This window comes from Streptomyces noursei (genome assembly GCF_016917755.1).
Lineage (GTDB): Bacteria > Actinomycetota > Actinomycetes > Streptomycetales > Streptomycetaceae > Streptomyces > Streptomyces yunnanensis.
Window position 1 is genome coordinate 1,440,877 of record NZ_CP070326.1, and the last position, 25,382, is coordinate 1,466,258.

21 protein-coding genes, 3 pseudogenes and 2 riboswitches are annotated in these 25,382 nt (G+C 72.0%); of the genes and pseudogenes, 9 read left to right on the forward strand and 15 right to left on the reverse strand.

Annotation, left to right across the window (positions count from 1 at the left end; all coding sequences use genetic code 11):
- Positions 1 to 113 precede the first annotated feature (113 nt).
- Both JNO44_RS06170 and JNO44_RS06175 read left to right on the forward strand, forming a co-directional pair.
- Positions 114 to 416 (forward strand): ferredoxin reductase domain-containing protein, encoded by a 303-nt coding sequence (locus JNO44_RS06170; protein WP_205362100.1) that lies wholly within the window; start codon positions 114 to 116, stop codon positions 414 to 416.
- Positions 368 to 1,264, forward strand: a pseudogene (locus tag JNO44_RS06175) (IS982 family transposase); the annotation flags it as partial. The gene JNO44_RS06170 and the pseudogene JNO44_RS06175, both read left to right, overlap by 49 nt.
- Before the next feature lie 21 nt (positions 1,265 to 1,285).
- On the opposite strand, the gene JNO44_RS06180 reads toward JNO44_RS06175, so the two are convergent.
- Together JNO44_RS06180 and JNO44_RS06185 are read right to left on the reverse strand one after the other, a co-directional pair.
- Entirely contained in the window at positions 1,286 to 2,785 is a 1,500-nt protein-coding gene (locus JNO44_RS06180) for a DEAD/DEAH box helicase (protein ID WP_205362101.1), read from the reverse strand.
- 276 nt (positions 2,786 to 3,061) lie between these two features.
- Entirely contained in the window at positions 3,062 to 3,265 is a 204-nt protein-coding gene (locus JNO44_RS06185; RefSeq protein WP_037915390.1) for a cold-shock protein, read from the reverse strand.
- A gap of 704 nt (positions 3,266 to 3,969) precedes the next feature.
- Between JNO44_RS06185 and JNO44_RS06190 the strand changes: the two genes are divergently transcribed.
- Positions 3,970 to 4,317: a MerR family transcriptional regulator gene (locus JNO44_RS06190; protein WP_205362102.1), complete on the forward strand. Its 348-nt coding sequence runs from the start codon at positions 3,970 to 3,972 to the stop codon at positions 4,315 to 4,317.
- An 875-nt stretch (positions 4,318 to 5,192) separates the two neighbouring features.
- On the opposite strand, the gene JNO44_RS43175 is transcribed toward JNO44_RS06190, so the two are convergent.
- Both JNO44_RS43175 and JNO44_RS06200 read right to left on the reverse strand, forming a co-directional pair.
- Positions 5,193 to 5,909, reverse strand: a complete 717-nt coding sequence (locus tag JNO44_RS43175) for an isocitrate lyase/PEP mutase family protein (RefSeq protein ID WP_240167449.1) — start codon at positions 5,907 to 5,909, stop codon at positions 5,193 to 5,195.
- Positions 5,909 to 6,933 (reverse strand): annotated as a pseudogene (locus JNO44_RS06200) (MmgE/PrpD family protein). The gene JNO44_RS43175 and the pseudogene JNO44_RS06200 overlap by 1 nt, the downstream one beginning before the upstream one ends.
- A 144-nt stretch (positions 6,934 to 7,077) precedes the next feature.
- Between JNO44_RS06200 and JNO44_RS06205 the strand changes: the two are divergent.
- Together JNO44_RS06205 and JNO44_RS06210 are read left to right on the forward strand one after the other, a co-directional pair.
- Positions 7,078 to 8,314, forward strand: a pseudogene (locus JNO44_RS06205) (helix-turn-helix domain-containing protein).
- Positions 8,311 to 8,901, forward strand: coding sequence for a histidine phosphatase family protein (locus tag JNO44_RS06210; protein WP_205362104.1), 591 nt, complete (start codon positions 8,311 to 8,313; stop codon positions 8,899 to 8,901). The pseudogene JNO44_RS06205 and the gene JNO44_RS06210 overlap by 4 nt, the downstream one beginning before the upstream one ends.
- A gap of 27 nt (positions 8,902 to 8,928) precedes the next feature.
- Here JNO44_RS06210 and JNO44_RS06215 read toward each other — a convergent pair whose 3' ends face one another.
- The 8 genes from JNO44_RS06215 to JNO44_RS06250 form a co-directional block, all read right to left on the reverse strand.
- On the reverse strand, positions 8,929 to 9,204 hold the full coding sequence (locus JNO44_RS06215) for a hypothetical protein (protein ID WP_039638688.1): 276 nt from the start codon (positions 9,202 to 9,204) through the stop codon (positions 8,929 to 8,931).
- 164 nt (positions 9,205 to 9,368) lie between these two features.
- Complete coding sequence (locus JNO44_RS06220; protein WP_205362106.1) at positions 9,369 to 10,121, reverse strand: CbtA family protein; 753 nt, start codon at positions 10,119 to 10,121, stop codon at positions 9,369 to 9,371.
- A 21-nt stretch (positions 10,122 to 10,142) separates the two neighbouring features.
- Positions 10,143 to 10,364, reverse strand: a complete 222-nt coding sequence (locus JNO44_RS06225; protein WP_039638686.1) for a CbtB domain-containing protein — start codon at positions 10,362 to 10,364, stop codon at positions 10,143 to 10,145.
- Between the two features lie 37 nt (positions 10,365 to 10,401).
- Positions 10,402 to 10,549, reverse strand: a riboswitch (cobalamin riboswitch).
- Positions 10,550 to 10,616: 67 nt separating this feature from the next.
- Complete coding sequence (locus JNO44_RS06230; protein WP_205362108.1) at positions 10,617 to 11,408, reverse strand: enoyl-CoA hydratase; 792 nt, start codon at positions 11,406 to 11,408, stop codon at positions 10,617 to 10,619.
- Entirely contained in the window at positions 11,405 to 12,301 is an 897-nt protein-coding gene (gene mmsB / locus JNO44_RS06235) for a 3-hydroxyisobutyrate dehydrogenase (protein ID WP_205362112.1), read from the reverse strand. The genes JNO44_RS06230 and mmsB overlap by 4 nt, the downstream gene beginning before the upstream one ends.
- The gene (locus tag JNO44_RS06240) at positions 12,298 to 13,380 is read right to left on the reverse strand and encodes an enoyl-CoA hydratase/isomerase family protein (protein ID WP_205362113.1); all 1,083 of its coding nucleotides are present in this window, start codon (positions 13,378 to 13,380) and stop codon (positions 12,298 to 12,300) included. Before JNO44_RS06240 ends, mmsB begins: the two co-directional genes overlap by 4 nt.
- On the reverse strand, positions 13,377 to 14,525 hold the full coding sequence (locus tag JNO44_RS06245) for an acyl-CoA dehydrogenase family protein (RefSeq protein WP_205362114.1): 1,149 nt from the start codon (positions 14,523 to 14,525) through the stop codon (positions 13,377 to 13,379). The genes JNO44_RS06240 and JNO44_RS06245 overlap by 4 nt, the downstream gene beginning before the upstream one ends.
- Positions 14,522 to 16,054: a CoA-acylating methylmalonate-semialdehyde dehydrogenase gene (locus JNO44_RS06250; RefSeq protein WP_205362115.1), complete on the reverse strand. Its 1,533-nt coding sequence runs from the start codon at positions 16,052 to 16,054 to the stop codon at positions 14,522 to 14,524. The genes JNO44_RS06245 and JNO44_RS06250 overlap by 4 nt, the downstream gene beginning before the upstream one ends.
- Before the next feature lie 224 nt (positions 16,055 to 16,278).
- Positions 16,279 to 16,452, reverse strand: a riboswitch (cobalamin riboswitch).
- A gap of 561 nt (positions 16,453 to 17,013) precedes the next feature.
- Between JNO44_RS06250 and JNO44_RS06255 the strand changes: the two genes are divergently transcribed.
- From JNO44_RS06255 to JNO44_RS06270, 4 genes are all read left to right on the forward strand, one after another.
- Positions 17,014 to 17,595: a CAP domain-containing protein gene (locus JNO44_RS06255; protein WP_205362117.1), complete on the forward strand. Its 582-nt coding sequence runs from the start codon at positions 17,014 to 17,016 to the stop codon at positions 17,593 to 17,595.
- A gap of 86 nt (positions 17,596 to 17,681) precedes the next feature.
- Positions 17,682 to 17,981, forward strand: coding sequence for a trypco2 family protein (locus JNO44_RS06260; protein ID WP_205362119.1), 300 nt, complete (start codon positions 17,682 to 17,684; stop codon positions 17,979 to 17,981).
- The gene (locus JNO44_RS06265) at positions 17,978 to 20,782 is read left to right on the forward strand and encodes a trypsin-like peptidase domain-containing protein (RefSeq protein ID WP_205362122.1); all 2,805 of its coding nucleotides are present in this window, start codon (positions 17,978 to 17,980) and stop codon (positions 20,780 to 20,782) included. Before JNO44_RS06260 ends, JNO44_RS06265 begins: the two co-directional genes overlap by 4 nt.
- Before the next feature lie 125 nt (positions 20,783 to 20,907).
- Positions 20,908 to 21,930 carry a DUF6801 domain-containing protein gene (locus JNO44_RS06270; RefSeq protein ID WP_205362124.1) on the forward strand — a complete coding sequence of 341 codons (1,023 nt, stop codon included), beginning with the start codon at positions 20,908 to 20,910 and terminating at the stop codon, positions 21,928 to 21,930.
- A gap of 44 nt (positions 21,931 to 21,974) precedes the next feature.
- On the opposite strand, the gene JNO44_RS06275 is transcribed toward JNO44_RS06270, so the two are convergent.
- From JNO44_RS06275 to JNO44_RS06285, 3 genes are all read right to left on the reverse strand, one after another.
- A complete protein-coding gene (locus JNO44_RS06275; protein ID WP_205362126.1) occupies positions 21,975 to 22,289 on the reverse strand; it encodes a hypothetical protein in 315 nt (104 codons plus the stop codon).
- Between the two features lie 169 nt (positions 22,290 to 22,458).
- Positions 22,459 to 23,214: a PIG-L family deacetylase gene (locus tag JNO44_RS06280; RefSeq protein WP_205362128.1), complete on the reverse strand. Its 756-nt coding sequence runs from the start codon at positions 23,212 to 23,214 to the stop codon at positions 22,459 to 22,461.
- 46 nt (positions 23,215 to 23,260) lie between these two features.
- Positions 23,261 to 25,255, reverse strand: coding sequence for a bifunctional serine/threonine-protein kinase/transporter substrate-binding domain-containing protein (locus JNO44_RS06285; protein WP_205362130.1), 1,995 nt, complete (start codon positions 25,253 to 25,255; stop codon positions 23,261 to 23,263).
- Positions 25,256 to 25,382: the final 127 nt, after the last annotated feature.

The following is a 25,382-nucleotide window of genomic DNA, read 5'->3' on the forward strand; positions in this document are numbered from 1 at the left end:
AAGTGGGCCGCCTTGGGCATCGCCGCCTCCGCAACCGCCAATGGTGGGCGCGCTATTCGACGCTCTCGACGGCTTGGGAGCAACTGTCCGCCCTCGCCCCCAAGGAGGTTTCCGTGAAGCCGCTCCTCCGCCTGTTCGCCTCGCCACTGCTGGACATCCTGGCGGCACCGAACGGCGTTGACCTCTGCCTGGCAGCGGTCAATCCGCTGTGGTCGGTATCCGAAACCCGGGCCCGGGTATTGCACATCCGGCACCAGGCCCGGGACACGGTGACGCTCACCCTGCAGCCCAACGCGAACCGGCGCGGCTTCTGCGCGGGCCAGCATGTCCGCCTCGGCGTCGAGGTGAACGGTGTACGTCGCCAGACTTGGACTCCCTCGCCACCGCACTCTACGTGGAGACTGACGGCCTGCTGAAGGACTCACCGCATCTCGCTCCGTGGCGGCCAGCCACCGGGATCGCTCCACGACTCACCGACGCCGAGCTGGTCACGCTCGCGATGATGCAGGCCATGCTCGGCTTCACCTCCGAGGCGAAGTGGCTCCGCCACGCCCGAGCTCACCTGCGGCATCTCTTTCCCTACCTGCCGAAACAGCCCGGCTACAACAAGCGCCTACGCAAGGTCGCCGAGCTGCTTCGCCGCATCACCCGGCTACTGGCCACCGACACCAGCGTCTGGAGCGACGTGTGGATCGTCGACTCCACCCCGGTCGAATGCGGACGCTCCCGCGAGACCGTCAAGCGTTCCGACCTGGCCGGATGAGCCGAGTACGGATACTGCTCCAGCCACAGCCGCTTCTTTTGGGGCCTTCGGCTGCACCTGGTGTGCACGCTTCAGGGCCTGCCGATCGCTTTCGCCCTGACCGCGGCCAAGGCCGACGAACGCGAAACGCTACTGGACCTGCTTGCCGCCGAACCGGAACTGGTGGCCGCCCGGCCCGGTCAGACGCTGATCGGCGACAAGAACTACTTCGGCCGCGACTTCGAGCACCAGTTGGCCGAACTGGACGTCCGACTGCTGCGGCCGACCCGCAAAGGCGAGCCGGAGCGGGCCGGTGCCCCGCTGTTCAAGCCGCTGCGGCAGGTCAACGAATCGGTGAACGAGAGCTTCAAGGGGCAGCTCGACCTCGAGCAGCACCGTGGTCGCACACCAGCCGGCGTCACCGCCCGCGTCATGCGGCGCACCCTCGCACTGACCGCCGCGATCTGGCACAACGACCACACCGGACAGCCGGTCCTGCGATCACTGACCGCCCTTGACCACTGCCCCCTTGGAATCGATCATCTAGGCGGCAGCGCCGCGGGAGGACTGTCGCCCGGAGGCGGGGGTCCCGGTGCGGGGTGCACCCGCCGAACGCCGGGCCTGGGCGGAGCGGGTGCGGCGGCCGCGCGTGGAGAAGCCGCCGCGCTTGGGGCGTTCGACGACCGGGGTGGTGATGGTGACGGGAATTCCGGAGGGGGTCCGGGCACCGGTGATGCGGCTCAGCGCGGCCTCGCCGGAGCGGACCTTGGTGGACTGCGGAGTGATGCCGGCGTCGGCCATCAGGCGGTCCATCTCGCGGCGCTGGTCGGGCAGGACCAGGGTGACGACGCTGCCGGACTCGCCGGCCCGGGCGGTGCGGCCGCCACGGTGCAGGTAGTCCTTGTGGTCGCTGGGCGGGTCGACATTGACGACGAGGTCGAGATTGTCGACGTGGATGCCGCGGGCGGCGACGTTGGTGGCCACCAGGACGGTGACCTGGCCGGTCTTGAACTGGGCCAGGGTGCGGGTGCGCTGCGGCTGGGACTTGCCACCGTGCAGGCCGGCGGCGCGGACACCGCTCTTCAGCAGGTGCTTGGTGAGTTTGTCCACGGCGTGCTTGGTGTCCAGGAACATGATCGACCGGCCCTCTCGGGCGGCGATCTCCGTTGTGGTGGCGTGCTTGTCGGCGCCGTGGACGTGCAGCAGGTGGTGTTCCATCGTGGTGACGGCGCCCGCCGAGGGGTCTACGGAGTGGACCACCGGGTCGGTGAGATAGCGCCGGACCAGGAGGTCGACATTGCGGTCCAGGGTGGCCGAGAAGAGCATCCGCTGCCCCTCGGGCCGGACCTGGTCGAGCAGGGCGGTGACCTGGGGCATGAAGCCCATGTCGGCCATCTGGTCCGCCTCGTCCAGCACGGTGATGCCGACCTCGTTCAAGCGGCAGTCACCGCGCTCGATGAGGTCCTTGAGGCGTCCCGGCGTCGCGACCACGGCCTCGGCGCCGCCTCGCAGCGCGCTGACCTGCCGGCCGATCGACATCCCCCCGACGACGGTGGCCAGGCGCAGGTTCAGCGACCGGGCGTAGGGAGTGAGGGCATCGGTGACCTGCTGAGCCAGCTCCCGGGTGGGTACCAGGATCAGGGCCAGGGGCCGGCCGGGTTCGGCGCGCCGGCCGGCGGTGCGGGCCAGCAGGGCCAGACCGAAGGCGAGCGTCTTGCCCGATCCGGTGCGCCCGCAACCCAGCACATCGCGTCCGGCCAGCGAGTTCGGCAGTGTGGCGGCCTGGATCGGGAACGGGACCGACACCCCTTCGGCGGCCAGCGACGCCAGCAGCGCGGGCGGCATGTCCAGTTCCGCGAAGGTCTCGGCCGGGGGCAGCGCGGGGGTGTGCGTGACGGGTGGCGCGAACTCTCCCGGCCGTGCGGCGGGGCGGCGCCTGTTGCCACCGGAGCGCTTCGACGGCTGCGAGCGGCGGCCGCCGCGGCCGGAGTCGGCGAAGCGGGCGCGGAACGGGCGGTCTTTCGAGCGTGCTGTGCGGTTCATGAAGAACCTTCCTCGATACAGTACGTCGAGGAATTCCCGGCGGAAACGAGCCGCACACAAAGAACCGCCAGAACGAACCGATGAAAAAAGATGAAACGAAACGGGTCGGAAATATGCCGGCCCAGCGGGTCACCAAAGGGGGCGGCGGTCGAACAGGCCGCCCCGCGCCGCTTGCGCGGCCGTTGCGGCGCACAACGGAAAACGTCCAAGCAACGAGCTGGGGCCCGCACCCAAGGTGCGGGCCCCAGCCACGGGCGTACGCGTCGGCGTCAGTGATCAGGCGGGAACGATGTTCTCGGCCTGCGGGCCCTTCTGGCCCTGCGTGACGTCGAAGGACACCTTCTGGCCTTCCTGCAGCTCGCGGAAGCCCTGGGTGGCGATGTTCGAGTAGTGGGCGAAGACGTCAGCACCGCCACCGTCCTGCTCGATGAAGCCGAAACCCTTTTCCGCGTTGAACCACTTCACGGTGCCAGTAGCCATGCCATATCTCCTTCGGGGCAGTGCCCGGAACCCACACCATGTGAGCTCCAGCGTCGCCGCGATGATCACCCCGCCGGAAATACCGCCGGAAAATACATAGGTGCCCCCACCGTGTACGACGGCGAGCGCACCTGAAGTTTTCGGGAACCACAACTGCAACTGAAATAGACGTTAGCACGACCCTGGCGACCATGCACAGGGCACGAGACAGGGCATACGCCCGACGCTTCCGAGAGCGCAAAACTCCTACCCCGCCGGTGATCATTTCTGTAGTTGCGGCATTAGATATTCGACACCGGCGCTCGCCTCTATTCGACCGGAAAACCGCGCCCCCTCGGCCACCGCTCGAGCTCCGCAGGCACGGGCAGACACGGGCAGACACGGGCGCCCGCACCGACTACACCTGGCCGTACCACGCGGCCGTCGGGGGCAGTTCGCGGTGCGGCGCGCCAGGAGCGACGGCGCACCCGGGGAGCCGAAGCGGTCTAGCCCTGTTGCTGCGGCCGAGAGAAATCTCCATTGACCGCAGTAGACATTCTCACTTCGGAAAGTTAGCATTTCTCTCGTAGCCAATGAGGCCAATGAGGCGCGGCAGACACGAAGCGCCGCGAGCACGACAGCAATACCAGATGGTGTGGAAAACCCCCGGGGTCTCGGTGCCGTATGGCATCAGGGCTCCTCGACGCGTCCTACGACGAGGTTCAATGACCCGAGAGACTCCCTCACGCGCCACCGACAGATTCGATGACGACGACTACCCCGCCTACACCATGGGCCGCGCCGCGGAGATGATCGGCAGCACGCCCGCTTTCCTGCGGGCGGTCGGCGAAGCCCGCCTCATCGTCCCCTTGCGCTCCGAAGGCGGCCATCGCCGCTACTCCCGCTACCAGCTGCGCATCGCCGCCCGCGCGCGCGAACTCGTCGACCAGGGCACCCCGATCGAAGCCGCCTGCCGCATCGTCATCCTTGAGGACCAGCTCGAAGAGGCCCGGCGACTCAACGAGGAACTGCGCCGGACCGCTGCCGACCCGAGTCAGCCCACCGGTCCCTGACGCGCACCGTCCCGCCGCGTAACGTCCCCCGCCCACTGCTGCGCTTCGACCGCCGCACCCGCATCGTCACCGCTGCCCTCCCTGCGCCGTCGAGAACGGCGAGCCGGAGCACGACAAGACCGCGTCGAGCACCACGCACCAGGGCCATCCCCGAACGCAGAAACCCCCGCCGGAGCCAGCCGACGGGGGTTCCGCATCTCTCACCTGCTATCACACGCCTACCACCAACAGCGTCGACGCACCTGGATCGCAAGGACTTGACCTGCGAAAACGCTCCTGAGCTAGACCACCTGGACGGCACAAGACGCTTCCGACAACGTGTGCCAAGTGGTTCCACCATCGACAACGACGTGGCGCAGAGACGCCTGGAGGCAACGTCCGCTGGCCGGCCTGCCTGCCCACGTCCTACGGCTCACACTCCGGTTGGGCATGAGCCGTGCGCAGGTGGCGCTGCCCGTGATGGACCACTCTGAGGGCCTTCCTGACATCCGATGGTAGAGACCAAGATCCGGACCAGGCACGGACCAACGCGCCGCCGACGGCGCCCCGTGCATCGTTTCAGCAGATCAGCACTACGCCGACGCTGTACCACCAAGCAGACCAAGAACCTGCTGCGCGCCACGACACTCTCAGGGAAGCTGCTTGACCGGATTACATATCAGCCTGTCCAGCGGCGTAGCACGTCTGACGTCCCATCAAAACGATCACAATTTCGGCGTCGCTATCGTCCGTAACACTCAAACCACACGTAATGCGCACGCAAAATCGAAGTTCAGGAGCCCTTTGTGGCTAGCTCGAGGGCCGCGACGCACTCCACGTGATGCGTCATCGGGAACACGTGGGGCAATCAGCGAACCGCCCGCCCACTCTGCGCTTCACCGCCTATCTCGGCGTTCTGGGCCGTAGGGACTCCACCCATTCATGTGTGCCTTGAGCTCGTCTGGCGTCGGTTCCCTTGGAGTTGGCATCTCCGGACGCCGGTTCAAGGGACTGATCGCACAAACGAATTCGCGTGCCCACTCCAACCAACGTCTTGCCGATTCCAGTGCCGGCTCGTCCACGACGCTGCCCGCTTCGGCAAGACGACGTTCCAGAGCATCGCAGTACTCACCGAGTACTGCAGCCTCCTGCCAGCGCCCGGCCTCCTCGCGAAGCACCTCTGCGAGTTGATCCATCTGCTCCCTGGGGACCACCGACTTGCCGTCGAGGTGGCCGCAGCGCTTGGGGGCGACCTGGTCTTCCAGGTGCAGCCCGGCCAGCCCGGCGTCCTCCATCAGCTGGACGGTGCGGGCGGCGTTCAGCGGTTCGCCGAAGCCGGTGTCGGCGTCGATGAGGACGGGCAGGTCGGTGGCCCTGGTCGTCTGCTGGGCGCGGGCGGCGATCTCGGTGGAGGTGGTCAGGCCGATGTCGGGCAGTCCCAGGTCGGCGGCGAGCACGGCGCCGGAGAGGTAGGCGGCCTCGAAGCCGGTGTCCTGGATGAGGCGGGCGGAGAGCGGGTTGAGGGCGCCCGGCATGGGCAGCAGGCGTCCGGTGGCCAGCCGCGCGCGCAGGGCGCGGCGGCGCTCGGCGGGGGTGGTGCGGGTGTGCAGCATCAGAACAGGCCCTTCGGCAGGTGGGCGTCGTGCGCGGTGACGGCCGCGATGTCGACGGCCGGGAACAGCGCGTCGAGACCGTCGGCGTCCAGGTCGGCGAGCCGTTCCGCCGTGTCGAGGAAGCGCGTTCGGGCGTCGGGGGCGAGGATCCCCTCGGTCAGGGTGCGGAACTTGGCCGCGTAGTCGGGCCGGCGGAAGGGGCGGGCCCCGGCCGGATGGGCGTCGGCGACGGCCAGTTCGTCCTCGACGACGGTGGCGTCGGCGAGGGTGACCACGGCCCGGCCGCCGAAGGCGCGGCGGGCCGGATCGGGCTCGTGGTAGCGACGGGTCCACTCCGGGTCCTCGACCGTGGTGATCCGCCGCCAGAGTTCGACCGTCTCCGGTCGGCGGGCGCGGTCCGGGGCGTAGGAGCGCTCGTGGTGCCAGGTGCCGTCCTCCAGCCCGCAGGCGGTGGCGGCGCCGAGGTGGGCCACGTGGTCGATGCGGTGCGCGTGCAGGCAGATGCCCTTGACCAGGGCGGCGTGGATCTCGTAGGCGGCGACGATCCCACGGAGCAGGTCGGCGCCGGTGCGGCCGGTGTGCTGGGCGACGGCGAGCAGGGGCGGGATGTTGTCGCCGGGGTGGGAGTAGTCGGCGGCCAGGTACGTGTCGTGGAAGTCCAACTCGCGCACGGCGGTGCCGTTGGCCCAGGCGGCCCACTCCGGGGAGACCCGGGCGACGGTGCCGAGGGCCGAGGCGCCGCGGGCGGTCGTCGGGTGGGCCAGGGCCTGGGCGCGGGCGACGGCGACCGGGCGGCGCAGCAGGGCGGCGACGGCGACCGCGGCGTTGTCGATGACCCGGTTGACGGCCATGGCGGCGCTGTCGGAGGCCGGCTCCTCGGTGCCGGTGGCGGCCTGCACGAGCTTCCAGGCGAGTTTGGTCCTCGCGGGGCAGTCGGTCGGCGCTGGGGGTGGACGCGGACGTGGTGTTCGAGCGCGGGACTCCCCGGGGGATGTCGGGCGGTCCTGTCGGGTGCCGGTGCGATCGAGCCTGCCCGCGCGACGGCCGTCGGGCCACCGCTCCGACGTGCGGAATCCGTACCGCCGTGGGCTGCGAATCTGCGAAACCCGCGAATGATGCGGATGCTACTTTTGCCGACACGCGAACGGCCCGGACACGGAGGTGCGCGATGGCCCGGCGAGCGGCCGGCCGGAAGGTCTACGCCCATGCCAGGCTGCGCCGACTGCGCCGCGAGCACGGGATGAACCAGGTCGACAAGGCCCGTGCACTCGGCATCTCCACCAGTTACGCCAACCAGATCGAGCAGAGCCAGCGCCCGCTGACCGCCCCGGTGCTGCTGCGCATCGCGGAGGTCTTCGGCGTCGACGCGGAGTTCTTCTCGGAGGCCGCGGAGGACCGGCTCGGCGCCGAGCTGAGGGCGGCCCTGGCCGACGAGGCGTGCGGGGTGCCGATGCCCGCCTTCGAGGACATCACCGAGGCCGCCCGCGACCACCCCGAGGTGGCACGCGCCCTGGTCGCCCTGCACCACCGCTACCGCGACGCGGCCGAGCAGGCCGCCGCCCTCGCCGCACCGGGCATCGACGCCCGCCGCGCGCCCGCGGAGCCGCACGACGAGGTACGGGACTTCTTCTACGCCCACCACAACCGCTTCGGCCCGGTGGACGACGCGGCCGAACACACCGCCGGGGCCCTGGGATTGCGGCCCGGCCGGGCCGTCGACCCGCTCACCGCGCGCCTCGCCGAGCGGCACCAGATCACGGTCGTGCAGGCCGCCGCGGGCCACTCCCCCGACGCCCGCCGCTTCGATCCGACCACCGGGGTGCCGTTCCTGTCCCGCTGGCTCAGCGACGGCCAGCGTGCCTTCCAACTCGCCAACCGGTTGGCCCTGTTGGAGCACGGGTCGCTGCTCGACGGGCTCGCCGGCGGCGCCCCGGAGCTCACCTCGCCGGAGTCGACGGCACTGGCCCGCAGCGGGCTGGCGAACCACTTCGCGGGCGCGCTGCTCATGCCGTGCTCCGCCTTCCACGGCGTCGCCGAGGAGGTCCGCTACGACATCGAGCTGCTGTCCGCGCGCTTCGGCGTCGGCTTCGAGACGGTCTGCCACCGCCTGAGCACCCTCCAACGCACCGGCCACCATTCCCCGCGCGCCGAGTTCGCCGTCGCGCTGGGCTGCGAGCTGCGGCACGCGCACCGCCTCGTCTACGCCGAGGGGGTCGCCCCCGACGACCCGCGGGCCGCCACGCCCATCGGCCTGGGCTGTCGGATCTGTGAGCGTCGCGACTGCCCGCAGCGCGCCCGGCCCCCGGCCCGGCCGGCTCGCCATCGACCCCGACCGGCGCACCTACGTGCCGTATCCCGTGGAAGGACGCAGTGCCATGCCCGAAGCAGGAGGAGCCACCGCGTGACCAGCCGTATCACCCTCATCTCACCGGCGATCGGCCCGTCGCTGCGGCAGGGCCGCTTCGACGACGGCGGCCCGCTCGACGCTGTTGGAGCGGCACAGGCCAGGGCGGCGGCCGGTGCCCTGCCGGCCGCCGGCCGGGTCTGTGTCTCCCCCAGCGTGCGCTGTCGGGAGACGGCCGCGGCGCTCGGCCTCGACGGCGGCCCGTCGGGTCCGGAGCTCGCGGGTCTGGACGTCGGCCGCTGGTCGGGGCGGACCCTCGACGACGTGGCGGCGGCCGAGCCCGAGGCGGTGGCCCGGTGGCTGACCGATCCCGGCGCGGCGCCGCACGGCGGCGAGTCGGTGCGGGACCTGTGCGGGCGCGTCGCGCGGTGGCTGGACGCCTGCGGCCGGGCCGACGGCCGGACGCTCGCCGTGGTCGAACCGGAGGTCGTACGGGCGGTGGTGGTGCATGTGCTGGGCGCGCCCGAGGAGGCGTTCTGGCGGATCGACGTGCCCCCGCTCACGGCCACCGAGGTCAGCGGTCGGTCCGGGCGCTGGAACCTGCGGCTCGGGCGCGCCCTCGTCGCCGACGCGGAGCCCGACAGCTGACGGCTGCGGCGGGTGCGCCGCGTGGGGTCAGTGGGCCTCGTCCCGGTGGCGGCGGAGCAGCTCCGCGATCGCGCGGCGCAGGCGGTCGGTGTCGGTGCGGTCGTCGGGGCCGCCGACCAGGGCCTCCAGCTCCGAGAGCAGTCGCTCGGTCCGTTTGACCTGCTGGGCGAGCACCCGTACCCGCGCGCTCTGGCCGCCGATCTGGCGGCGGCTCGCGATCAGTTGCTCGTACTCCTCCGGGGTCAGCGCGACCGCCGCACGGCCGCCGAGGGTGATGTGACGCGGCTGGGGGGTTCTGGCCATACGGCTCCTCCGCTCGTCGCCTCCGGCGGCCCCGACCCGTGCCCCGATCGGGCGGCCCGGACCGGACCGCCCGTGGTGTGACCGTGACCTCCGTCGTCGTGTCCGGCATAACGCAAAAGGGCCCTCGGAGGGTTCCGAAGGGCCCTTTTGTGTCCCAAAACCGTTCAGTTCGAGGCGGGAACCGTGTGTCCGGACGAGGCTCTCGCCGGTGCGGGATGGAGCTGCCGCTCGGCCAACTCACCGAAGAGCAGCCCGAATCCGCCCCACAGCACGGCCTGGACGGCCAGCGCCGAGAGCCGGAACCGCCACAGCAGGGCGGCCGGGAAGTCCTTCGGCACCTCGTTGACGACCGGCAGGAACTGGTACGCCAGCCCGATCACGACGACGAAGGCGGCCACCGCGACCACGGTCGCCCACCAGGTACCCAGGCCGAGCGCGAGGCGCTTGCCCAGCTGGGTGGCGGCGACCGCCAGGAGGACGCTGAGCACCATCATCAGGAAGTACAGCGTGGTGCGCTTGCCGATGGTGTCGGGGGCGCCCACCGACGGCGGGTTGGCCGGGTACTTCAGGAACGGCACGACGTACACGGCCAGCAGTGCGGTGCCGGACAGCAGCAGTGCGGTGGCCCGGGGGCCGAAGCGTCCGACGCGGCCGAGTGCGAAGCAGAAGGCGAGGGCGGCGATGCCGCCGAAGGCCACTCCGTAGACCAGGACGCCGGTGGCGAGACCGGCGGTGGACTGCAGAGTGCGGGAGACGACCTCCATCTCGTGCTCGTGGGAGTGGGCCTCCTCGAAACCGATCGCGCTGTTGACGCTCGGCTCACCGAGGACGTAGGCGACGACGAGGGCCAGCACGCCGGCGCCCAGGCCGGCGAGCATGCCCCGTACGAGCAGATTTCTTACCGTTGCGGAGTTCATGGGGCTACGGCGTCCCTTGCGTCAGTGGCAGGGGAAGCCGAGCAGGTGGCGGGCGTCGTGGACCCACTCGTGGACGTCGGTGCCGCTGAACACGGACGTGGCGCCCTGCTCCGCGCCCACGAAGTAGAGCAGGACGAGCATCAGGACGCCGAAGAAGACCGCCCACGGAGCGATCGCCTTGAGCGGCAGCGTGGCGGGAACGACGGGAGTGGTGGATGTCGGCTGGGCGACGGTCTGCGCCATGGCAGAACCTCCTTCTGGGAGTTCGCGTCCCATTTCGGTGGTGCACAGGACGACGGCCGCGGGTCTGACTCACGACACACCCCCGGGGGGCGTGTCGCACACAGTGGCGCGACCGTGCCGGATTTCCACCGGCTTCCGCTTCGCCGTCGTCGCTATCGAAGAGAAGGTACCGCGTGTCAGGTACATCGCCAAGGCCGGGCCAACGCTCCTGCGCTGCGCCCCGACGGGGGGCCCGGCCGGTGGCGGAACGGGTCAGCGGTGGGTGAAGCGGGGCGGGCGCTTGTCGACGAAGGCGGTCATGCCCTCCTTCTGGTCGGCGAGGGCGAAGGCCGCGTGGAAGATCCGGCGTTCGAAGTGGACGCCCTCGGCGAGGGTGGTCTCGAAGGACCGGTTGACCGCTTCCTTGACCATCATCGCGACGGGCCGGGACATGCCCGCGATGGTCCCGGCGACCGCCAGCGCCTCGGCCCGCAGCTCGTCGGCGGGCACCACACGGGAGACCAGGCCGGCCCGTTCCGCTTCGACGGCGTCCATGGTGCGGCCGGTCAGGCACATCTCCATGGCCTTGGCCTTGCCGACCGCGCGGGTCAGCCGTTGGGAGCCGCCGATGCCGGGGAGGACGCCGAGCTTGATCTCGGGCTGGCCGAAGACGGCGGTGTCGGCGGCGAGCAGGACGTCGCAGAGCATCGCCAGTTCGCAACCGCCACCCAGGGCGTATCCGGAGACCGCGGCGACGGTCGGCGTGCGGAGCCGGCCGAGCCGGTCCCAGACGGCGAACCAGTCGCTCAGGTACATCTCCGGATAGTCCTGTGGCTGCATCTCCTTGATGTCGGCGCCCGCCGCGAAAGCCCTGGCCGACCCGGTCAGGACGATGCAGCCGCACTCCGGGTCGCGGTCGAGGGCTTCGGTGGCCGCGACCACCTCGTTCATCAGCCGGAGGTTGAGGGCGTTCAGGGCCTTGGGACGGTTGAGGGTGAGCAGCGCGGTGCGGCCGGTGCGCTCGACCAGGATCGTCTCGTAGCCGTCCGTCGTCGGTGTGGTCATGCCTGGCCTCCGCTTCGCTGCCTGATGTCCCGGACGATGCCGGAGAAGTCCGCCTCGGCGCCCGCGCCCTGGGCGTATGCCTGGTACAACTCGGCGGCACGTAGGCCGAGTTCGGTGCGCACCCCACCGGACCTGGCCGCGTCGGCGGCCAGCCGGAGGTCCTTGGCCATGAGGGGTGCGGCGAAGCCTGGCCGGTAGTCGTGGTTGGCCGGGCTGGTCGGCACGGGGCCGGGGACCGGGCAGTTGGTGGTGAGCGCCCAGCACTGGCCGGAGGAGGTGGCGGCCACGTCGTAGAGGGCCTGGGGGGTGAGGCCGAGGCTCTCCCCGAGCACGAACGCCTCGCTGACCGCGATCATCGAGATCCCGAGGATCATGTTGTTGCAGATCTTCGCGGCCTGACCGGCGCCGGGTCCGCCGCAGTGGACGCTCTTGCGCCCCATGGCGGCGAGCAGCGGTTCGGCCTCGGCGAACTCGTCCGGGCCGCCGCCCGCCATGAAGGTGAGGGTGCCGGCCTCGGCGCCGACCACGCCGCCGGAGACCGGCGCGTCGAGCATCCGCATCCCGGCCGCCGCAGCCCGGTCGTGGGCGGTGCGGGCGTCGGCGACGGCGACGGTGGAGCAGTCGACGAAGAGCGTTCCGGGCCGGGCGGCCGCGAGGACGTCCTGGTAGAGGTCCAGGACGTGGCGGCCGGCGGGCAGCATGGTGAACACCGCGTCGGCTTCCGCGATCGCCCGGGCCGCCGATCCGGCGGGCTCCACTCCGGCGGTCGCGGCCGCCGCCAGCTGCTCGGGGGCCGTGTCGTGGCCGCGCACTCGGTGGCCGGCCCGGACCAGGTTGGCGGCCATCGGGCCGCCCATGTGCCCCAGTCCGATGAAGGCGAGGGTCGTGGTCACCAGGGGACCTCCTGTGTCGTGCCGGACGGGGCAAGTCCCAGCTCCTCCGCGCCCAAGGGGGCGAAGAAGCGGGCGACATGGGTGTCGCCGACCTCCGCGAGGGTGGGCGGGGACCAGTGGGGGTTGCGGTCCTTGTCGACGATCTGGGCGCGGATGCCCTCGACGAGGTCGGGTGCGGCCAGGGCGGCGCGGGAGACGCGGTATTCCTGGTCGAGCACGGCTTCCAGGGAGCCGAGGTGCCTGGCCCGGCGCAGCGCGGTCAGGGTGACCTTCAGTGCGGTGGGCGACTTGGCGAGCAGCGTCCCGGCCGCCTCCTTGGCCGCCGGATCGCCGTGGTCGGACAGCCGCCCGACGATCTCCTCGACGGTGTCGGCGGCGTAGCAGGCGTCGATCCACGGCCGCTGGTCGGCGAGTCGGCCGGGCGGGGCCTGCCGCACCACGTGCCGGTGGAGCACCTCGCGCAGCGGTGGTGCGGCGAGGTCGTCCAGCAGTGCGGGGAGTGCGGCGGAGGGCACGTAGTGGTCCGCGAGTCCGCACAGGAGGGCATCGGACGCACCGATCTGAGTACCCGTCAGGGCGAGGTGGGTGCCCAGTTCGCCGGGGGCGAGGGAGAGCAGATAGGTGCCTCCGACGTCCGGGACGAAGCCGATGCCGGTCTCGGGCATGGCGATCCGGGACCGCTCGGTGACGATCCGCACGGCGGCGTGCGCGGAGATGCCGACGCCGCCGCCCATCACGATGCCGTCCATGAGGGCCACATACGGCTTGGGGTAGCGGGCGATGCGGGCGTTGAGCCGGTACTCGTCCCGCCAGAAGGCGGCCGAGGCCGAGCCGTCGCCGTCCCGGGCGTCGTCGTGGATGGCGCGGATGTCGCCGCCGGCGCACAGGCCCCGCTCGCCGGCGCCGGTGAGCACGACGGTCTCCACGGCCGGGTCGTGTTCCCAGTCCGTCAGTGCCTGGTCCAGGGCGCGCACCATGGGGTGGGTGAGCGCGTTGAGCGCCCGGGGGCGGTTGAGGGTCAGACGGGCGGTCCGGCCCCGGACCTCCCGCACGACGGGCCGTTGGTCCGTGCCGGTCACCGGAGGGCCTCCGTCAGTCCCCGGGCCACGATGACGCGCATGATCTCGTTGGTTCCTTCCAGTATCTGGTGGACGCGCAGGTCGCGCACGATCTTCTCGATGCCGTAGTCGCTCAGATAGCCGTAGCCGCCGTGCAGTTGCAGGGCCCGGTCGGCGACGGCGTATCCGGTGTCGGTGGCGAAGCGCTTGGCCATCGCGCAGAGTTGCGGCGCCTGCGGGTCGCCCCGGTCGAGTGCCTGGGCGGCCTGGTGCACCAGCGCCCGGGCGGCGGCCAGTTCGGTCGCCATGTCCGCGAGCCGGAACCGCAGGGCCGGCGCGTCCAGCAGCCGTCCGCCGAACGCCTCCCGGTCCGCGAGGTGGACCAGGCTGCTGTCGAGTGCGCTGCGCGCGCCGCCGAGGGAGCAGGCGGCGATGCCCAGCCGCCCGCCGTTGAGGGCGTTCATGGCGATCCGGAAGCCCTGTCCCTCGTGGCCGAGCAGCCGGTCGGCGGGGAGCCGGACCCCGTCCAGGATCACCTGGCGGGTGGGCTGGGCGTTCCAACCCATCTTCCGTTCGTTCGCGCCGAAGGAGAGCCCGGCGTCGTCCTTGTCGACAAGGAAGGCGGAGACCCCGCGCGGCCCGTCGTCGCCGGTCCGCGCCATGACGACGTACAACTGGGCGGCGCCCGCACCGGAGATGAACTGCTTGACGCCGGTCAGCAGATAGTCGTCGCCGTCGCGGACGGCGCGGGTGCGCAGGGCCGCGGCGTCCGAGCCGGCGCCCGGTTCGGTCAGGCAGTAGCTGCCGAGGTCCTCCATGGCGCACAGCCTGGGCAGCCACCGCTCGTGTTGGGCGGCGTCGCCGTAGTGGTCGACCATCCAGGCGACCATGTTGTGGATCGAGAGGTATCCGGCGATGGACGGGCAGCCGGAGGCGAGGGTCTCGAAGACCAGGACGCCGTCGGCGCGGCCGAGCCCGCTCCCGCCGGACTCCTCCCGCACGTACACGCCGCCGAGCCCCAGGCCGGCGGCCTTGCGCAGCACGTCGAGCGGGAAGTGCTTGTCCCGGTCCCAGGCGACGGCGTGCGGGGCGAGGTGGTCCTGGGCGAAGTCCAGGGTCGTCTCGACGAGGGCCAGTTGGTCCTCGCTGAGCTGGGTCGTGGTCACCGCGCCCACCTCATCGCCGGGATCGTGAAGCTCGCGCCCTCGCGGCGGCCGGCGGGCCATCGGGAGGTGACGGTCTTGGTGCGGGTGTAGAAGCGGATGGCGTCCAGTTCGTGCTGGTTGAGGTCGCCGAAGCCGGAGCGCTTCCAGCCGCCGAAGGTGTGGTAGGCGACCGGCACCGGAATGGGCACGTTGACGCCGACCATGCCGGTGTTCACCCGCCGGCTGAAGTCGCGCGCCGTGTCGCCGTCCCGGGTGAACAGGGCGACGCCGTTGCCGAAGGCGTGCTCGCCGGGCAGCCGCAGGGCCTCCTCGTAGTCGGCGGCCCGGACGACGGACAGCACGGGCCCGAAGGTCTCCTCCTGGTAGATCCGCATGTCCGGCGTGACGCGGTCGAAGAGCGACGCCCCGGCGAAGCACCCGCCCTCGCGGCCCGGCAGGACGAAGTCCCGCCCGTCGACGTCGAGTTCGACGCTCTCGGCCACCCCCGCATCGACAGAGGAACGCACCCGGTCCACGGCGTCCCGGCCGACCAGCGGCCCGAAGTCCGCCTCGGGGTCGTCGCTCCGGCCCACCCGCAGCCGTCCGATGCGCTCCGCCAGTCGCGCGACCAGGGCCTCGGCGGTGGCCTCGCCGACGGGGACCGCCACGGAGACCGCCATGCGGCGCTCGCCCGCCGAGCCGTAGCCGGCGCCGATCAGCGCGTCCACGGCCTGGTCGAGGTCGGCGTCCGGCATCACGATCAGGTGGTTCTTGGCGCCGCCGAAGCACTGCGCGCGCTTGCCGTGGGCGGCGGCGGTGGCGTACACGTGGGCGGCGATGGGCGTGGAGCCGACGAAGCCGAGCGCCCCGACCCTGGGGTCCGTCAGCAGGGTGTCGACGGCTTCCTCGCCGCCGTTGACGACGTTCAGCGCGCCCGGCGGCAGCCCCGCCGCCAGGAACAGTTCGGCGATCCGCAGCGGGACGGACGGGGCACGCTCGGAGTGCTTGAGGATGAAGGCGTTCCGGCAGGCCAGGGCCGGTGCCGCCGGCCAGAGCGGAATCATCGCGGGGAAGTTGAACGGGGTGATGCCGGCGGCCACCCCGATCGGGACGCGCAGCGAGTGGACGTCGATGCCGGTGCCGGCGTTGTCGGTGAACTCGCCCTTCAGCAGGTGCGGGACGCCGGCGGCGAACTCCACGACGTCCAGGCCGCGTTGGATGTCGCCGTGCGCGTCGGCGAGGGTCTTGCCGTGCTCGCCGGAGAGCGGCCGGGCCAACGCGTCCCGCTCGTCCTCGACGAGTTGGAGGAAGCGCAGCAGGACGCGGGCCCGACGCTGCGGGTTCCACTCCCCCCACGCGCGTTGCGCCTCGGTCGCGTCGGCGATGGCGGCCTCGGTCTCACCGCGGGTGGCGAGCGGGACCCGGGCCTGGACCCGGCCGGTGTTGGGGTCGTACACGTCACCGTAGGACCCCGAGGTTCCGGGGGTGTGCGTGCCGCCCACGAAGTGGGTGAGGTCGCGGACGGGCTCATGGGTTCGTTCACGGACCATGGATGCCTGCTCTCGTCAGGTGGGATCCAGGGAATGGCGCGCCGGACCGGGGCAGGCCCGCAGGCTGCGGGGCGTGCCGTCAGTCGGTGGCGCGGGATCGCGTATGGCGCAAGGGTCGTCAGGTGGCGGGGGCCGCGGGGGCTGTCCGCGATGCCTGCCCGACGAGATCGCCAGGGCCGTGGGGGCGCACCGGTGCCATGCGTGTCTTCTCCATCCTCGTGGACAACACGGAACATCCCACGGCCGGTATCCTGACTCCCGGATCAGCGCGCGCCGCCCGCCTTCCCGACGTCTGACACGTCAGTGGCGTCTCGCTCGACGGCGTACTCCCCGGTCACAGTGGCGGGACCGTGCCGGATTCACACCGGCTTCCCTGCACCGCGGGCCTTCGCCCTCGAATATATAGTTGGACGTCCTAGTAAATCCAGCCCTGCCGGCCGCCACTCCTTCCGCGCACCACAGGCACCACCGGCACCACCGGACGACGCCACGCCGGACGGTCCGCGACACACGCGCGCGACGCGCCCCGAACCCCGCTCGCCCCGCCCCACCCCCTCCCGTGACATCCGCCATACGGGCCTGCGCCGCGAACTACGGCGCATAGTAGAGCCCGCCGCGGCGACAAATCGGGCTTTGTCCGCCTTGATCTGGCGATGACGCGCACATCGAGCGACGCCCTTCGGCCCCCCTGATCCTTTCGCCCACTCAACGGCGCACCACCGGCCCCTGACGGCACGCCAGGCACGAAGGGAGTCCGCGGGGAGCCGGGCAGCACGACCATCCGCCCATGACAAGCCGGTACGGGAGCTACTACCACGGGTAGGAGAAAGCCCCGTTGCCCCGGATATGCGGCGCTTCTCAGAATGACGGCCGGCGCGGCACCCGCCCCACCCAGGCACCGGGAACGGGGCGGCCCCGACCGCCCGACGGCGAACCGCAACGAACGAGCGAGGTCACGCATGAGCAAGCACCGCAGGACGCGGAACTACCGGCGGATAACGGTCGCCGCCCTCGCCGTGGCCGCCGTGGGCGTCCCCTCCGTCGCCATGGCCTGCCGCGGCGAACGGCCCTACGAGGCCGGGCACTTCCACCACCACCGGACGGGCACCGCGTCGGCGGCACCCGCCGCGGCTCCGAAGGCCGCCGCCTCCGCCGCACCGACCTCCGGCGCGACGGCCCGCGTGCTGGAGCTCGTCAACAAGGAGCGCGGCCAGGTCGGCTGCTCCCCCCTGGCCCTCAACACAAAGCTGACAAAGGCCGCCCAAGCCCACAGCAAGGACATGGCGGATCACCACAACATGTCGCATACCGGATCCGATGGGTCCGACCCGGGCGCCCGGCTCACGAGAGCCGGCTACCACTGGAACAGCTACGGCGAGAACGTCGCCTACGGCTACGCCACCCCGGAGAGCGTGATGGCGGGCTGGATGTCCAGCCCCGGCCACAAGCGCAACATCCTCGACTGCTCGTTCAAGGAGATCGGCGTCGGCCTCGCACAGCCCGGCAACTACTGGACGCAGGATTTCGGCACCGCCTCGTAGCCGCGACGCATCACCGGCCCACCGTCCTGGGTAACTGGTAACGGGTAACGGGATTCGGTTGCCGGTGACGGACAAAGGGGCCTCGCGTGATCGAGTTAGCCAGTGTGATCAGGGATCTCAGGGCGGAGCTGGAACAGGCGATCACCGCGGCGGAGGGTGAGGCGCTGCGCTTCGAACTGGGACCCGTCGAGCTGGAGGTGTCGGTCGCACTGGAGCGGACGGCACAGGCCGGGGCGAAGGTGCGGTTCTGGGTGGTGGAGTCGGGGGCGGAGGCGACCGCAGGCACCACCACGACCCAACGCATCAAACTGGCCCTGCAACCGACCCTGACCGGGACGAACGCTCACCCGTTCGTCTCCGGCCCGGCCGACGCCCACGAACAGTGACTCCCGCGCCGAGCGGGGCCGGGGAGCCGGCGGGACTCGACCCGGCGCGGGCGGTCCAGATCATCACCACCCTCCGCTCGGGCGCGGGCCGGCGCGGCTCGGGCTACCGGATGACCGGGGACGTGGTGCTCACCGCCGCGCATGTGATCGGCGACGCGGCGTCGGTTCAGGTGCGGTTCGTCCATCAGGACGGCAGCGTGCGGGACGTGCCCGGCGAGACGGTCTGGGCGGACGCCCCCGCGGACATCGCACTGCTGAAGATCGCGGACGGGTCGGGCCCCGACGAGCGGTACGCCGTCGACGTGCCGCCGGTGCGGTTCGCCCGCGTCGGGCGGCCGGTGGACTGCGCGGCGCTCGGGTTCCCGAGGTTCAAGCTGCGCCGCGACGCCGCGTGGCCGGAGCACGGCCCCCTCACCTCCTACCGGGACACCCACCACGCGCTCGGCCAGGCGGTCCCGCTGTCGAACCAGCGCCAGGGCACCCTGGAGATCGCCAGGCTGGCGGCCCCGGAGCACGACCAGGACCCGGACCGCTCGCCCTGGGAAGGGATGTCGGGGGCCGCGGTGTGGAGCGACGGGTGCCTGATCGGCATCGTCAGCGAGCACCACCGCTCCGACGGGCTCGGCAGGCTCACCGCGCGCCCGGTGCACCGCTGGTACGCGTGCCTGTCCCCGGCCCGGATCGGCGAGTTGGGCGAGCTCATCGGCCTGCCGCTCGATGCCGACCGACTCGACCGGCTCCCCCGCCCGTCCCCACCGCCGCCCGACGGCCCGCCGGAACTGCGGGAAGCGGTCAGGAAACTCGCCGCCACGGTCCACGACCAGTGGGACAGGGAGGAGCGTCGGCGCAAGGTGCACGACCCGATGCCGCTGACCGTGCGGTTCCGGCCCGCGGACGCGGGGCTGTTCGACCACTGGGCCAACATCCGCCGGTCCGCACCCGGAACGGACCCGGGCCCCCTTCCGCTGGCCGGCCGACTTCAGCACATCGTGCAGGTGTACCGGTCCGTTCCGTCCGCCCGGCTGGTGGTGCTCGGTGCGGCCGGTTCGGGCAAGACGATCCTCACCCTGCGCTTCGTCCTCGACCGGCTCGGCGACCGCACCCCCGACGACCCGGTACCCGTGATCTTCGGCCTGGGCGCGTGGGACCCCCGCAGCACCTCGCTGCGCGACTGGATGTGCGACCAGTTGGTGCGCGACTACGGCCTGGCTGCCCGGGACCCCGACATGCCCGGGCGCAACCTGGCCGGTGCCCTGGTGGACACGGGCCGGATCCTGCCCGTCCTCGACGGGTTCGACGAGATCGCCAGCGGCCTGCAGGGGGAAGCGCTCGACAAGCTCAACGCCACCACCACACCGCTGCTGCTCACCAGCCGCCCCGCGCAATACGCCCAGGCGGTGGCGGCGACCGACGTGCTCAGCGGCGCCGCCGTCGTCCAGTTGGACGACCTCACCCTCGGCGACCTCGCCGACTACCTGCCGCGCGCCAGCCGCCCCGGCGTGGACGGCGGGCTGCACGGCACGGTGTGGGAGCCCGTCCTGGCCAGGCTCGGAACCCGGCCGCACGAACGGGGCACCCACAACGTCGCCACGGTGCTCACCACCCCGCTGATGGTCGCCATGGCACGCACCATCTACAGCGACGCGCCCGGCCGGGACCCTTCCGAGCTGCTCGACACCACCCGCTTCCGCACCGCCGACGACCTGCGCAAACACCTCCTGGCCGCGTTCACGCCCACCGCCTACCACCGCCCGCCGACCGACAGCGACCCCGCCACCGGCCGTCGCCGCCGACGGCACTGGGACCCCGAACGCGCCCACCACTGGCTCGGCTACCTCGCCGCGCACCTCACCCGACTCGACACCGCCGACCTCGCCTGGTGGCAACTGGGCACCACCCTGCGCCGCTCCACCCGGGTGCTCGTGGTCGGATTCCTCGCCGGACTGTCCTTCGGCGTCACCACCGCGGTCGGCAACCTCCCCGTCGACCTGGTCGCCACCTCTCACGGCGCCCGGTTCGCGCTCGTACGGGGGCTCGTCGTCGGGCTGCTGCACGGGCTCGCGGTCGGGTTCGCGTTCGGGATGGTGTACGCGTTCATCTCCCGGGGTGCGACGGAGCCGTCGCGGTTCCGCGTGCGGCTCTTCGGCGGGGGGAGGGAGAGGCGTGCGAGGTTCCTCCCCCGGTTCACGGTCGGGCTCGCCTTCGGCACCCCGATCGCGCTGGTGCTGGTGCTGGTGGACAGGGGTGTGGTCGAGCCGCTCGGACTGGCGGACGGGCTCGACGGCGGCCTCCTGGGCGCGCTCATGTTCGTGCCCGGCGCCGGGCTCGGGATCGGACTGGTGCTGGGCATCGTGGCCTGGCTCGAAGTACCCAGTGACATCCGATCCGCCGTCCGCCCCGCCGCGCTGCTGAACGACAACCGCAAGAACGTGGTCTTCCACATGCTCGTGTGGGCACTCGTCTTCGGACTGGCGGCCGGGGTCGCCAACGGGATCACCGACGGGCCGCTGCGCGGGTTCCTGGCCGGTCTGGTGTTCGCGGGCGAAGCGGCCTTCGGGTGCGGGCTCGGCTACGGGCTCAGCTGGACCGCCTGGGGGCAGTGGGTGGCGCTGTCGCGCATCTGGCTGCCACTGACCGGACGCGTGCCGTGGGCTCTGATCGCCTTCCTCAACGACGCCTGCGAGCGGGGCGTGTTGCGTCAGGCCGGTGCGGTCTACCAGTTCCGCCATGCCGAACTCCGGGACCATCTGGCCCAGACCTTCCGGGAACACGACAGCCAACTCCCCTTTCCCTACAGATGAGTTTGCACGTCTCGCGCACCCCGGTGGCTGATCCGGTGACGGGCTGATTCCGGGCGGTGACACGGCTATGACACGGCGGGCGGATGCTCGTCGTACAGACACAGCTGCCTTACGGGGGAGGCAAGATGATCAGTACCGAAGGAAGGCAACACCGGCGCGGTTCGGCCCGCGCCGTCCTCAAGGGTCCGGTGGCCCGTCGCGTCGTCACAGTGGCGACGACGGTGGGGGTGGCCAGCGGAATCGTGGGAGTCACCGGCGCCGGCCCGGCGGCGGCGGATCCGCTGTCGCGCACGCTCGCCTACGCCTGCTCGATCCAGTCGTTCACACAGACCGCAAGGGTGCGGATCGACGCGGACGTCCCCACCTCGACACCGGTCGGGCAGCCCACCCCGCGGTTCGTCATCCGCGCCGGGGCGCCGTTGGGTTCGGCCCTCACCAGCGGGCTGAACTGGATCGGCGTGAAGAGCATCGAGGGCCGGGCGGACGCCCAGGTCCGCGTGGTCGCGCCACACGGCGGCGGAACCACCACCGTGCCGTTCCAGGTACCCAGGACCGCCGTCCCGGACTCCGGTTCGCTCGCCGTCCGGGCGACCGGCACCGCACCGTCGCGCACCTTCGACCGGCCGGGCAGGGCGCAGATCACCGTGGGCGACCTCGTGCTGCACGTCGTGCCCAGGGACGCCGACGGCAAGGTGTTCCGAGGCCCGATCGACGTGCCGTGCAAACTGGCCCCGCAACAGAACAACGTGGTGGCGTCCTTCGCCATCACGGCGAACCCGCCGGCCGGCTCGACGACGACCGGGAGCAACGGCTCGGCCGGATCCGACGCCGCCGGGCCCGGGTCCGCGGCGCACACCGGGCCGTCCGCCACGGACGGCACGCCCGGCTCGACCGCATCCGGCACTCCGGGCGAGACGGGCGGCGCGGCCGGCCCGAACTCCCGTGACGGCAAGCCCAGTGGAGCGCGGCACCCGGAGGGCGGGGAACGGCCCGGCACGAGCGCGCTCGGCGCGACGGTCCCGTCCGTCAGCACCACCGCGATCGGCAGTCAGCACACCCGGAGCCTGGTCCTGCTGGCCGTGGGAGCGCTCGCGGTGGGGGCGCTCGCCCTCGCCGTCACCCTCCGCATCCGGGCACGCCGCAAGTAGACGCCGGCACCGAGGAGCGCAACGCCGGGCAGGCGCACGACGACTCACCCTGCCTGGCGTTCCTCCTGCGCGCCCGTCCCCTCGCCCAGTCCTTCGCCCAGTCCTTCGCCCAGCCCTTCGGCGACGTTCCGCAGGGCCTGCACGGACTCCATCATGAGGTGAGCCACTTCGGCGTAAGCAGCCGCGACGTCCGGCCGGTCGGCGGCCCGCGCGCCGTCCCGTCGGCTCTCGACCCCCGGCAGGATCCGGTCGGTGAGGTGCTTGAGGTAGCCGGCCAGGTCCGACACCTCCACCTCGTCGGCGCTTGCGGAAGTCTCCTCGACCGTCGGGTCCACGGACCCCTTCACACTGTTCGGCATACGAGCCTCCCCCTGAGTATGCGCGGTGCGGCGCCCGCACCGAGACCGGCACCTTAAGCACCGGAGAGGTCCCGACTCGCCCGCCTCAGAGGGGAATTGTCGTGATCCATATGCGGCACACCCAGCGTGTCCAGGGGGTGCCGGGTCGGACGACCGGGTCAGAAGCGCCCTAAGGCACTTCTGACGGGTGCGTGAACCCCGGGCGTTCGTGGTGGATGTACCACTCGGTGGACAGCAGGCGGGCCCGATCGGCCGGCGGGCGGCCGGCGATGCGCCCCGGCAGGGCGCCGCGCTCGACCTCGGTGCGGTGGGCCAGTACGGCGCCTAGCTTCTGCTCCAGCCACGGGGTCACGTCGACGGTCGCGGTGACCCACGCGTCGGGGACGCTGTATCTCGCCCGGCCTGCCCGGACGAGGCGGTCTCCCCACGCCCGTGCGGCGGAGTGCGGGTGCGTGGCCAGGTAGAGCGCGCTCGGCTGCCAGGGGGCACCGGCGTCCGGGTAGAGCTGCTCCCATCCGGCGGCCTGGACCGCGAGCGTGGTCACCCGGTGCGTGTGGCGGTGGTCCGGGTGGCCGGTCAGTCCGCCGTAGGCGTCGTGTGTGACGACGATGTCCGGGCGGAACTCCCGGATGTGTCCGACCACGAGCCGTACCGACTCGTCGAGCGGCGCCGCGCAGAACGGGGCGCCGCCCGGGGCCGACTGCGGGGCGCCGGCATCGGCATAGCCCAGCAGGCGCGGGGCGCCGGCCCCGAGGATGCGGAGTGCGTCGGCCAGTTCCGCGGCGCGCCGGGTCTCCGCCGCCCAGGTGGCCGTGACGACCGCGGTTCGCGCACCGGTGGCCGCGTGGCGGGCGAGCAGCCCGCCCGCCGACAGGGACTCGTCGTCCGGGTGGGCGAAGACCGCCAGGAGGCTCGGCAGGGACATGGCTGGTCGTCACCTTCCACGAACGGGGCAGACGGGTGCGGCGACCCTACCGCCCGCCGTTGACGACGGCACGCGGCACCGCCCCGCCCTCGACGTGCCACCGCTTGAGGATCTTCGCGTACGCGCCGCTCGCGATGAGGCGGTCGAGCGCCTCCCGCACGGCGTCGCGCAGGGCCGTGTCGGTCTTGGCGACGGCGATGCCGAAGGGCACCGGGTCGAGCTGCGGGCCGCAGAGTTGGAGGGCGCCGCCGCCGGAATGGGTCGCCGCGGTGTAGGCCGCGACCGCGAAGTCGTCGAGGCAGGCGAGGGAACGGCGTTGGGCGACGTCGGAGTAGACCTCGTCGGGTGTGTCGAACGCGCGGAGCGTCAGCTGCGCGGGGAACTGCCGGCTCACCTCGTCCAGGTAGCTCTGTGCGGCCGAGTCGCGCTGGACCGCGACCGGCTTGCCCGACAGGTCCGCCATCTTGCGGATGCCGTCCGGGTTGCCCTTGCGGACGACGAGCGAGAGCCCGGACGTGAAGTAGTCGATCAGGTCGACGCCGCGGCGCGCCGTCGAGCCGGTCGCGCGCCCCTCCTGACGGTCCTTGGTGTCGACCACCGCCGACATGACCAGGTCGAACCTGCCCGCGTCGAGGCCGGTGAGGAGGGAGTCGAAGGCGGCGTTCTGGAACGTGCAGCGCACGCCCAGCTCGCGGCCGAGGGCCTCGGCCAGATCGACGTCGAGACCGGTGGGCCCGCCGTTGCCGACGAACTCCATCGGGGCGTAGGTGAGGTCCGAGCCGACGGTGACGGTGCCCTTGTCGCGTATCGCCTGCGGCAGCCGGCCGTCCGGTTGCCCGGTCCCGCCGGGCTTGGCCGCGGCGCCGGCGCCGTCGGTGCCCTTCGCCCCGCCGTCCGGCCGGAGCGTCCAGGCCAGCGCCCCGCCGCCGGCGACGACCCCGGCGGCGGTCAGTGCGGCGAGCATCCGGCGGCGGCTCGGACCCGTGGCCGGGGGCTGCCCCGCCGGTTGCGGTGGTGGGCCGGGGCGGTGGGGCTGCCCGGACGGAGCGGCGGACGGCGGGGGTTGAGGGGGATCCGTCATCGTGCGGGTCGGCAGTCCCTCGAAGCCGACGTTCGCGGATGCCTGGGCCGGGTGCGGCGGCGTGGCGGTGTCCTGGCCGCGGGGGTCGCCGAGTTGGGTGGACAGCCGGCGGAGCTGTTCGCTGATCGGTTCCGGCAGCCAGTCACCGTACGGGCCCGGTGCACCCACCCGCGCCATCAGGTCCGGGAGCGCGGGCCGCCGCTGCGGCTCCTTCGCCAGGCATGCCGCCGCCAACTCCTTGAGCGCGTGGGGAAGGTGGTCGATCTGCGGCTGCTCGTGCACGGTGCGGTACATCAGGACCTGTGGTTCGGCGCTCCCGTACGGGCCGTCGCCGGTCGCCGCGTAGACGACCACGCCCCCGAGGGCGAACACGTCCGCCGCCCCGGTGATGTCGGGGCCGGTCATGACCAGTTGCTCGGGCGCCATGAAACCCGGGGTGCCGAGGGCGGTGCCGGTCACGGTCAGCGCGGTGTCCGCGGCGGAGTGCGCGATGCCGAAGTCGATGACCCGCGGGCCGGCGGCGGTGAGCAGGATGTTGGACGGCTTGAGGTCCCGGTGCACCAGGCCCTGTGCCTGCACCGCCGACAGGGCCTGGAGCAATCCCGCCGTCAGCAGCCGCACCGTGTGCTCGGGCAGCGGCCCCCAGTCGTGCACGGCGGAGCTGAGCGGGAGGCCCGGTACGTACTCGGTCGCCATCCACGGCACGTCGTCCTGTGGCGCGGCATCGACCACCGGCGCGACGAACGGTCCCCCGACCCGACCGGCGGCGGCCACCTCGCGGGCGAACCGCTTGCGGAAGCCGTGGTCGTCGGCGAGTTCGGAGCGCGCGGTCTTCACCGCGACCGTCCGGCCGTCGCCCGCGCGGCCGAGATAGACCCGTCCCATCCCGCCGCCGCCGAGCAGCCCGATAATGCGGAACGGTCCGATCTGTCGTGGATCGTCCTTTGCCAGCGGTCGCACCCGTACCCCCCGTACCAGCAGTTACGTACCGCAGTATCCCGCAACCGCCCGGTGCCTTGACGGGAGGGCGACGCGAAAGGCCCTTGTGCCGGTCCGGCAGCCTGTAGTCCGCTGATTTTCATGAGGA

What these genes read in the sequence shown, in the direction of transcription:
- JNO44_RS06180 (WP_205362101.1), bottom strand. Translation starts at nt 2,785, where the DNA reads ATGAACCGCACAGCACGCTCGAAAGACCGCCCGTTCCGCGCCCGCTTC.
- JNO44_RS06185 (WP_037915390.1), bottom strand. Translation starts at nt 3,265, where the DNA reads ATGGCTACTGGCACCGTGAAGTGGTTCAACGCGGAAAAGGGTTTCGGC.
- JNO44_RS06190 (WP_205362102.1), top strand. Translation starts at nt 3,970, where the DNA reads ATGACCCGAGAGACTCCCTCACGCGCCACCGACAGATTCGATGACGAC.
- JNO44_RS43175 (WP_240167449.1), bottom strand. Translation starts at nt 5,909, where the DNA reads ATGCTGCACACCCGCACCACCCCCGCCGAGCGCCGCCGCGCCCTGCGC.
- JNO44_RS06215 (WP_039638688.1), bottom strand. Translation starts at nt 9,204, where the DNA reads ATGGCCAGAACCCCCCAGCCGCGTCACATCACCCTCGGCGGCCGTGCG.
- JNO44_RS06220 (WP_205362106.1), bottom strand. Translation starts at nt 10,121, where the DNA reads ATGAACTCCGCAACGGTAAGAAATCTGCTCGTACGGGGCATGCTCGCC.
- JNO44_RS06225 (WP_039638686.1), bottom strand. Translation starts at nt 10,364, where the DNA reads ATGGCGCAGACCGTCGCCCAGCCGACATCCACCACTCCCGTCGTTCCC.
- JNO44_RS06230 (WP_205362108.1), bottom strand. Translation starts at nt 11,408, where the DNA reads ATGACCACACCGACGACGGACGGCTACGAGACGATCCTGGTCGAGCGC.
- JNO44_RS06250 (WP_205362115.1), bottom strand. Translation starts at nt 16,054, where the DNA reads ATGGTCCGTGAACGAACCCATGAGCCCGTCCGCGACCTCACCCACTTC.
- JNO44_RS06255 (WP_205362117.1), top strand. Translation starts at nt 17,014, where the DNA reads ATGAGCAAGCACCGCAGGACGCGGAACTACCGGCGGATAACGGTCGCC.
- JNO44_RS06270 (WP_205362124.1), top strand. Translation starts at nt 20,908, where the DNA reads ATGATCAGTACCGAAGGAAGGCAACACCGGCGCGGTTCGGCCCGCGCC.
- JNO44_RS06275 (WP_205362126.1), bottom strand. Translation starts at nt 22,289, where the DNA reads ATGCCGAACAGTGTGAAGGGGTCCGTGGACCCGACGGTCGAGGAGACT.
- JNO44_RS06280 (WP_205362128.1), bottom strand. Translation starts at nt 23,214, where the DNA reads ATGTCCCTGCCGAGCCTCCTGGCGGTCTTCGCCCACCCGGACGACGAG.